This window comes from Acinetobacter sp. ANC_7553 (assembly GCF_056779895.1).
Window position 1 is genome coordinate 1 of the sequence record NZ_JBWYIV010000025.1, and the last position, 8,994, is coordinate 8,994.

Sequence of the window (8,994 nt, forward strand, 5' to 3'; positions counted from 1 at the left end):
ATTTTAATGAGGACTAAGGTTTGAGTTTGCATCGTTGCGACCGCCATCTTGTGTGGGCGGATCGTCGGGATTTCAACGAGCAAGGTTTCAACTGATGTAATCATTTCCACTCTACGCATTCTTGCATTGTGTATTTCATGTGGTATACCTTAAAAGAATGCAAAAATAGAGTCGAAGATCATTTTTGCATTTTAATATATTTAAAAGGTATGGAAGTCATGGAGCTTAGACATCTACGATATTTTGTCGCAGTGGTAGAAGAACAAAGTTTTACAAAAGCAGCCGAAAAGTTATTTATTGCGCAGCCACCATTAAGTAGACAAATTCAAAATTTGGAATCAGAGCTTGGCATTGCTTTATTTGAGCGAGGTAGCCGTCCATTAAAAACAACACAAGCCGGTTATTTCTTTTATCAGCACGCAGTGAAATTACTTGCCAATGCTGAAGAAGTTAAGTCTATGACAAAGCGTATAGGTCTAGTTGAACGTACAGTAACAATGGGGTTTGTCGGGTCACTGCTTTATGGGCTGCTTTCTAAAATTGTATATTTATATAGGCAGCAGCAACCCCACTTAAAGATTGAACTTGTTGAAATGACCACGTTAGAACAAGTTAAAGCACTCAAAGAGGGGAAGATTGATGTTGGATTTGGGCGGCTTAGAATTTCAGATCCAGCATTGAAGCGAATTTTGCTTCGTGAAGAGCGCTTAATGATGGCAGTGCATGCGAGTCATCCTTTAAGTTTAAAAAAAGAAGGTGTTTATCTATCTGATATTTCTGATGAAAATATTTTTTTATACCCTAGCCATACAACCCCTAGCTTTGCAACTCAAGTCCAAGCCTTGTTTGCAGAATATAATTTAGAACCTAAAAATATACGTTTGGTGCGAGAAATTCAGCTATCTCTTGGTTTGGTTGCAGCTGGTGAAGGTATTTGTATTGTTCCAGAAAGTGCGAAATCAATTCAGCTATCCCATTTGCTTTACATCCCAATTTTAGATGAAACTGCAGTAAGTCCAGTATTTATGACGATACGTAATCTAGATGAGAGCGAGGACATCATGTCTCTAATAGATTGTATTTACCAAGTGTATGATTTAGAAGCAATTAAGTATGATAGAAATTTAATTTAGATAGGGTCTAATACAATAATTAGACTTAGGTCTAAAGCTATTGGATAAAAAATAGCAATCAAAAATCTTAAATACTCAAAATAACTACGACTTTAGCTTATGCCCCGAAAAGGGGCTTAATTTTTTTTGATAAATTTCAAACAAATAATTTTAACTTTGAAGAAAAAGTAGGTTGCAATAAAAAATTCAAATTAGAAATTCTCAAAGAATTTTTTTTAAAAGTAATTATTCGTCTAATTTTCATTCAATCATACTAGAAATAAGCCCTCGAGATTATTCAGACCTTGAAGGTATATATATAGATATATTCAGTTTTGGACATTTTTTCAGCTTTAAGTCAATGTTGCGTCATATTTTTGGAGAGTTTATTTGCAGGAGGCGCAACCTTGGAAGCAAACAAATTAAATATCAATCGTGTGATTGATGATGCTAAGTTCACACCATTTCATTGGGGTGTATTGTTTTGGTGCTTATTGATTATTATCTTTGATGGTTATGATCTTGTCATTTACGGAGTTGCATTACCTTTATTAATGCAGGAATGGGCATTAACTTCAGTACAAGCTGGATTGTTAGCAAGTACAGCTTTATTTGGGATGATGTTCGGTGCTATGTCATTTGGTACATTATCAGATAAGCTTGGTCGTAAAAAAACCATCATGATTTGTGTGGCAATCTTCAGTGGATTTACATTTTTGGGGGCATTTGCATCAAATCCGACTGAATTTGGTATTTTACGCTTTCTTGCTGGTCTGGGTATTGGCGGTGTGATGCCTAACGTTGTTGCTTTAATGACTGAATATGCACCTAAGCGAATTAGAAGTACTTTAGTTGCCCTTATGTTCAGTGGATATGCAATTGGTGGTATGACGTCAGCATTATTAGGTGCTTGGTTAGTTCCACAATATGGCTGGAAAATTATGTTCTATATCGCTGCATTGCCTTTAATCGCATTGCCGTTGATTTGGAAATTCCTACCAGAATCTTTAATGTACCTGACCAACAAAAACCAAACCGAGCAAGTGCGAATTAATGTAAAGAAAATTGCACCTGAAAAAAATATTACTGCTGACACTCAATTTGTATTAGATGAAGTCACAGCAGGTGATGAAGCTCCTTTAAAAGCATTATTCCAGCAAGGTCGTACCTTTAGTACATTCATGTTTTGGATCGCATTCTTTATGTGTTTACTTATGGTTTATGCTTTAGGAAGCTGGTTGCCAAAACTTATGATTCAAGCGGGTTACTCGCTTGGTGCAAGTATGATCTTCCTATTTGCATTAAATATCGGTGGTATGGTGGGTGCAATTGGTGGTGGATATCTTGCAGATCGTTTCCACATCAAAAAAGTACTTACAATTATGTTCGTGTGCGGTGCACTTGCACTTATCCTTCTCGGCTTTAATAGTCCACAAATCGTGTTGTATACGCTAATTGCAATCGCTGGCGCTGCAACGATTGGCTCACAAATTCTACTTTATACATTCGTCGCACAATATTATCCGTCAACAGTTCGTTCAACTGGTATGGGGTGGGCATCTGGTATTGGTCGAATAGGTGCAATCGTAGGTCCAGTACTCACCGGTGCTTTGTTAACCATGGAACTTCCGCACCAAATGAATTTCTTGGTCATCGCAATTCCTGGTGTGATTGCAGCCTTAGCAATTTTCATGGTGAATCTGAAAAATTCAGTAGATGGTAAAATTGCTCAGGAAGAATCTGTACACTCTTCTAAAGTCGTAGAACAAACTCAGTAAAAATTCTTTATAAATAAGACAGCTGCCAGAAGGTGGCTGTTACTTAGACTTTTAAACCATTTTATAGGATAAGAGAGATTAGGATGATCTTTTCAAACAAACCTTTTACTTTAAGTTTAATCTCATTAGCTGTTTTAACATCTACTGCAGCATACGCGAATAGTCCACAACAGTCTGAAATAGAGCAACTACGTCAAGAAATTGAAGCACTTAAATCAATGATGGAACAACAACAGAAGAATGCTGTTGTACAGACAAAATCGATTGAGACATTAAAAACTGAATCTGTTAAACCCCAACCAAAACTAAATGTTGGTAAAGATACCACTTTTAATTTTTATGGAAATGTTCGTCTAGATGCTTCATATCAAGCTGAAGGTAGTGGGTTAGATCGCCTATATAATAATATTAATAAGGTTCCTTTAACCGGTAATAATGAGGCGAGTGATCAGCTTAAGTCGACTCTATCAGCAACACGTTTAGGTTTGGATATTCATAGTCAAATTAATGATAAAAAAGTTTCAGGTAAAGTTGAAGTCGACTTTTTGGGTGGAGCTGGATTAGATAATCTTCGTATACGTCATGCTTATATGAATTACGATAAATGGTTAATTGGTCAAACTTGGTCTAACTTTGCTGTGCCAGACTATATGCCTGAAACGATTGATGCCTTAGGTTATGTGGGTGGTGCTGTAAAACGTACACCTCAAGTTCGTTATAGTATGAGTTTAGCACCTGCAACAGGCTTGGTCCTTGCAGCAGAAGATCCAAAAGATGGATTATCTAAAATGCGTACACCTGCAGTCACAGCGCGATTGAATCATCAATTAAATGATGATGCTAAACTCAGTTTACGTACTATGGTCAATGAAAAGAAAACAGAAGTTGATGAAGTCGTTGCATGGGGCGTAGGACTTGGTATGCAATATAAATTAGCTCCTTCAACTACACTGAAAGCTGACTACTATCATGTAAAAGGAGATAGCAGTTTCGTTTCATGGACGAATCCTGGTATCAGCCGTAGCTCATCTGGTGAAATTTTAGATGAGAATGAATTTGACTCAATTACCATAGGTCTAACGCAGCAATTTAATCCTCAATGGCGTGGAACTGTTGGTTTTGGTTATATGAATCAAGATGTAACAAATGCTTATCGAGGTGGTGCAGTAAATCTGACAGAGATCAATAAGGAGCTTTGGCAAGGTTGGGTCAATGCATTCTATAGTCCGATCAAACCGATTAGCCTTGGATTGGAATATGTGTATGGTGAGCGTAAAGCTGTAGTATCTGCACCAAATGGTTCTAACACAGGTGAGGATAATCGTGTAAGTGCTGTAGCAATTTATAATTTCTAAATTATTCAAACTTGAATTATGATAAAAAGAGCGATTTTTCGCTCTTTTTTTATGGGATGGTTTTAGAGAATGTCAGAATAGATCCTAGAAAAAATAAAAATATAAAAGTACTATGAGATCTTGTTTTACTTTACATTCTCATCTACTAGGAGAAGGCGCGTTTCGTGTACGAATTAGATTGCAAATTACTCAGTATTTTTTTTCATGTTTATAAATTTAAAAGTGTCTCAGTTGCTGCTGAGCAATTGCAGATGAGTCAACCTGCTGTAAGTAATATTCTTAATAAAATTCGACAACATTATAACGATCCGCTTTTTTTAAGAATTGGGAATGAAATGATCCCGACGGAATTATCAAAGCAATTATTCCCATTGGTCAGTGAAGCATTAAGTAAAGTTGAAGCGATTAATAATTTTACGATCGATTTTGATGAAGCTATATCAGATCAACAATTCACCTTGGCGATGACTGATGTTTCGCATTTAGTACTACTGCCTAAAATTTCCCAATATCTGAAAGCAAAGGCATCTCATGTCAGATTAAATGTACGTCCAATAACTTCTGAAACAAGTTATCAAATGGCAAATGGTGAAATTGATCTTGCATTAGGATTTCTGCCTCATTTGGAAAATGGCTTTTATCAACAAAAACTATTTGAGCAATATTATGTTGTAATTGCAGCAAAAGATCATCCTCGTTTAACGGGAGATTCAATCAGCAAAGAGCAGTATTTGGCAGAATCACACATTGATATTGATGCGGGAATGGGGCATTATCATATTGAAAATGAGCTGTTAAACCTTGAACTTAAAAGAAATATTTTAATGCGATTACCAAGTTATCTTGGTGTTGGTCTTGTTGTTCAAGAAACTGATGCGATTGCTACAGTGCCTTATTATTTAAGCGAAGTTTTATTATCACGAGGAAATTTAAAAATCTTTGATGCACCCATTGCTTTCCCGACATATGGTGTTAAACAATATTGGCATATGTCCTGTCATCATAAGACTAGCCATCAATGGCTAAGACATATGTTTCATGAAATCCTTGTAAAATAACACTCATAAATACTCTATGAGCAAGCGATTGGGGTTATATAGGTAGGCTATTCCTTAAATAAAAAATAGCCTAAGCTCTAAGCATCGTTATTAATTTTTAACTAAACCGCCATCCACTATTAAATTTTGACCAGTGACAGCTTTGGAGTACGGTGACAAAAACATTAAAATGGCTGAAGCAAACTCATCAGGAGTGACTACTTTACGCAAGGGGGTAGCGGAAGCAATATAATCAAAAACTTCCTGTGGCGTGCTTTTACTTGCATCAGTTTGTTGAAGTAATCCACCAGACAACATATTGACATTAATTCCAAACTCACCTAATTCATGAGCACATGTTCTCGTCAATGCGAGAAGGGCAGATTTTGCAGTAGTATAGTCATGATATGGCACAACAGGATTTTGCACCAAGTTTGTTCCTATATTCACAATTCGACCGAATCGATTAGCTTTCATGTCGGCTAAAGCGGCTTGAGTGGTATTAAGGGCAGCTTTGACAGCACCCTCAAACTGAGTGTGCATATCATTCCATTGTATTTGTGAAATATTTGGTCTTGCATCCCCGTTAAATTTAAATCTAACGAGTGCATTATTCACAATTGAATGAATAGCTTCACCAAAATGCAGTTTGGCAGCGTTAAACATTTCTGAAACTTGATCTACATCAGTAATATCCGCTTGATAACTAAAAACTTGATCAGGATGTGAAAGTTTTAATGTCTGAGCGGACTCATGACTACTATGATAATTGACAACGACACGAGCGCCTTCGCTCAATAATGCCTTGGTAATAGCCAAGCCAAGGCCTCGTGCCCCACCTGTAACGAGTACAATCTGTTCGTTTATTTTCATTTACACACAATCAATAAGACTTGGTGAAGATTGTATTTAAATAATAAGTAACTTCAACCTTTGATAAAGCAAAAATAGTTATTTTTGAAATGAAATTTCTAATAGTTTGTGATGAATAAATCTGAGCTTGTCTAAGACTTTATCTGATAGCGTAAATGGGTATGCATCATCTAAACCCATACTGCGATTAAGTGCATTTAAGTTAAAAGTGATGATTAACCAGTTTTGTAAAACAGTTTCAAAGTTTTTAGCACCAATCGGATTTTCTTCGATCGTCATACTTGGGAGATCAGCACGTTTAGATTGAACACTCAGACCCGCATAGTATGCTGTTTCTAAGGTATCCATCATATGTAAATAATGTGCCCAAGTCTCTGCCCAATCTTCCCATGGGTGAGCACTTGCATAGGAACTAATAAAATTTTTCTGCCAGTCTATGGGTGGACCTTCGTGATAATGTCGCTTTAAAGCCTCAGCATAATCTTGTCGTTCATCTCCAAACATTACTCTGAACGCATCAATGAGATCTGGTCGAAGCTCTTGAATGAGATCAAAATAGTAATGCCCGCTTTCGTGGCGAAAATGACCGAGTAGGGTTCGATAGTTTTCACCCATTTTTATTCGGGTTGTTTCGCGGTATACGACGTCTGCTTCGCTTGCATTTAATGTAATTGTACCTTGAGCATGCCCAGTTAAAACAGGAAGATCTGGTTCGGGCATCAAAAAATTAAATCTAAGTCCAAATTGATCATGATCATTTTTTTTTGGTCTCGGCATGATATTTAGTTGTTGCATCATATAAAGGAAACGACGCTTCGCATGCTCTAATCTGCTCCAATAGATGGTGTGATCAGGATTATTTAAATTTGGAATAATAGAGGTTAGTTTGCAAGAGTCACAGTAAATATCAGAACTTTCTGCAGGAATCATCCAATTGCATACATGATGATGCAAATAATTAAAACAGGGTTTATAGAGTTTATTTTTGAATTTGGGATTAATAGATTTCCACAACTGACTAGTATGTTTATGGAAACTTCCCATTTCTTTTTCTTCTACAACATATCCTAAATTAATTCCACAATGAGTACATGTAGAATTCATAAAAAAGATTTGCCGATTGCACTGCGCGCAAGAAAAAAATTTCATAAAAATTATTCATTTTTTTGAGATTATACCATTGCTTTTTTCAAAAAAAATTTGTGTTTCTGAAATTAAATAATGAAAATTAAAAGCAAGAAAAATGATGAACAATAAGTAATCAACGTATTGAATTTGTAAATAGCAGTATAACTAAGATCATTTAGTTACTGTATAAAATAAAATCAATTTTATTAAAAAATAGTGTGATGTAAATCACAATATATTGAAATATATGATTTTTAATCTAAAAAAATCTTGATTAGAAAACTAAATGATCGTTTAATGCTATCAAGTAAAATTTCTTTAAATCTATGGGTATTTTGTATATGCAAACTCAGATTATCTCAAAAAAAACCTTGAATAATACGATCACTTCAGAAAGCAATATAATTAAAATTGTTGAAGACTCAGTTGTAATGATCGACGTGGCTCCTGAAGATGTTCAAGAGCTGATTGTGAATGATAATCAGGTCATTATTAAACTTAATAATGGGGAAACAATAACCCTAGAAAACTTCAATTATGAAACATCTGATTTAGTTTTCCGTAACCAAAATAGTGAGATGTTTGTTCTTGATTTCAAAAATGTAGAATACAACCCTTTAGAAAGCATAGAAGCGTTACTAGAAGGTGGTGCTGGAACTGGCGCTACAATCTTAAATAATTGGTTAGCTGGTGGTGCACTTGCACTAGGTGCAGTTGGAGTTGGCGTTGCTGTATTTGATGCTGCTAATGGATCAAGTGACACAAAACAACCTTCCAAAGATCTCAGCAAATTAGTTGATGCAATCAATGATGCTAAAAATTCATTAAATCAATTGGATGGTGATGAAAAACAGCGAGTTGAAAATGCTATTAATGATGCAGAAGCTGTTTTAAAAGACCCAGAATCAAGTCAAGAATTACTTGACCAGACGGCTGATGATTTAATTTCTATTGTTGAAGATGCTTTAAAAGATCAAGAAGCTAAAGATGCTGCTAAATTAGAAGAAGCAATTAATAATCTTGAAGCTGATTTGGAAAATGCAAAGGATAAGTTGGAAAATGAAGATCCAAATGATCCATATACTGATGAAACTAAATCAGAATTAGAAAAAGAAATTGAAGAAGCTCAAAAGCTTGTAGATGACTTTAATAATAATATTGGTGATAAGCCAAGCATTGATGATGTAAACAACGCTCGTGATGAACTAAATAATGCTGTTGATAATCTAAAAACTGAATCACAGCAAGAATTTGAAAATATGCCTGCTACAGAAGCGGATTTAGTCGCGCTTGAAACGAAGGCGAATGAACTTCAAAAGAAACTTGATGACAATGCAAAGTTAGAAGAGTCAGCAAGATATACTGATGAAACACGTGATGCACTTCAACAAGAAATTAATGAAGCTTTACAACTCGTTGCTGATGGTCGTGATCCTGCTAAAACAGTTACCAAAGGTGATGTGATCAAAGCGACTGATGAATTAGACGCTGCGGATGCTGCATTAAAAACCAATGCACAACAAGAGTTCGAAGATTCATTAGCAACTGAAGCGGATTTAACTGCGCTTGAAACGAAGGCAAATGAACTTCAAAAGAAACTTGATGACAATGCAAAGTTAGAAGAGTCAGCAAGATATACTGATGAAACACGTGATGCACTTCAACAAGAAATTAATGAAGCTTTACAACTCGTTGCTGATGGTCGTGATCC

At 35.7% G+C, this 8,994-nt stretch carries 7 protein-coding genes; 5 read left to right on the top strand and 2 right to left on the bottom strand.

Annotated elements, in window-relative coordinates:
* Window positions 1-218 precede the first annotated feature (218 nt).
* From AC1M9I_RS14215 to AC1M9I_RS14230, 4 genes are all read left to right on the top strand, one after another.
* Window positions 219-1,133 (top strand): LysR family transcriptional regulator, encoded by a 915-nt coding sequence (locus tag AC1M9I_RS14215; RefSeq protein ID WP_035270297.1) that lies wholly within the window; start codon window positions 219-221, stop codon window positions 1,131-1,133.
* Window positions 1,134-1,519: 386 nt separating this feature from the next.
* Window positions 1,520-2,890 carry an MFS transporter gene (locus AC1M9I_RS14220; protein ID WP_035270292.1) on the top strand — a complete coding sequence of 457 codons (1,371 nt, stop codon included), beginning with the start codon at window positions 1,520-1,522 and terminating at the stop codon, window positions 2,888-2,890.
* An 83-nt stretch (window positions 2,891-2,973) separates the two neighbouring features.
* Window positions 2,974-4,245, top strand: coding sequence for a DcaP family trimeric outer membrane transporter (locus tag AC1M9I_RS14225; protein WP_481596689.1), 1,272 nt, complete (start codon window positions 2,974-2,976; stop codon window positions 4,243-4,245).
* Between the two features lie 164 nt (window positions 4,246-4,409).
* A complete protein-coding gene (locus AC1M9I_RS14230; RefSeq protein WP_092766282.1) occupies window positions 4,410-5,303 on the top strand; it encodes a LysR family transcriptional regulator in 894 nt (297 codons plus the stop codon).
* Between the two features lie 90 nt (window positions 5,304-5,393).
* Here AC1M9I_RS14230 and AC1M9I_RS14235 read toward each other — a convergent pair whose 3' ends face one another.
* Entirely contained in the window at window positions 5,394-6,155 is a 762-nt protein-coding gene (locus AC1M9I_RS14235) for a 3-oxoacyl-ACP reductase (RefSeq protein ID WP_481611182.1), read from the bottom strand.
* A gap of 78 nt (window positions 6,156-6,233) precedes the next feature.
* On the bottom strand, window positions 6,234-7,304 hold the full coding sequence (locus AC1M9I_RS14240; RefSeq protein WP_481595209.1) for a zinc-binding metallopeptidase family protein: 1,071 nt from the start codon (window positions 7,302-7,304) through the stop codon (window positions 6,234-6,236).
* A gap of 320 nt (window positions 7,305-7,624) precedes the next feature.
* Here AC1M9I_RS14240 and AC1M9I_RS14245 point away from each other — a divergent pair.
* A partial coding sequence (locus AC1M9I_RS14245; protein WP_481611183.1) for a BapA/Bap/LapF family prefix-like domain-containing protein occupies window positions 7,625-8,994 on the top strand: 1,370 nt, incomplete at its 3' end.

What these genes read in the sequence shown, in the direction of transcription:
- AC1M9I_RS14235 (WP_481611182.1), bottom strand. Translation starts at nt 6,155, where the DNA reads ATGAAAATAAACGAACAGATTGTACTCGTTACAGGTGGGGCACGAGGC.
- AC1M9I_RS14240 (WP_481595209.1), bottom strand. Translation starts at nt 7,304, where the DNA reads ATGAAATTTTTTTCTTGCGCGCAGTGCAATCGGCAAATCTTTTTTATG.
- AC1M9I_RS14215 (WP_035270297.1), top strand. Translation starts at nt 219, where the DNA reads ATGGAGCTTAGACATCTACGATATTTTGTCGCAGTGGTAGAAGAACAA.
- AC1M9I_RS14225 (WP_481596689.1), top strand. Translation starts at nt 2,974, where the DNA reads ATGATCTTTTCAAACAAACCTTTTACTTTAAGTTTAATCTCATTAGCT.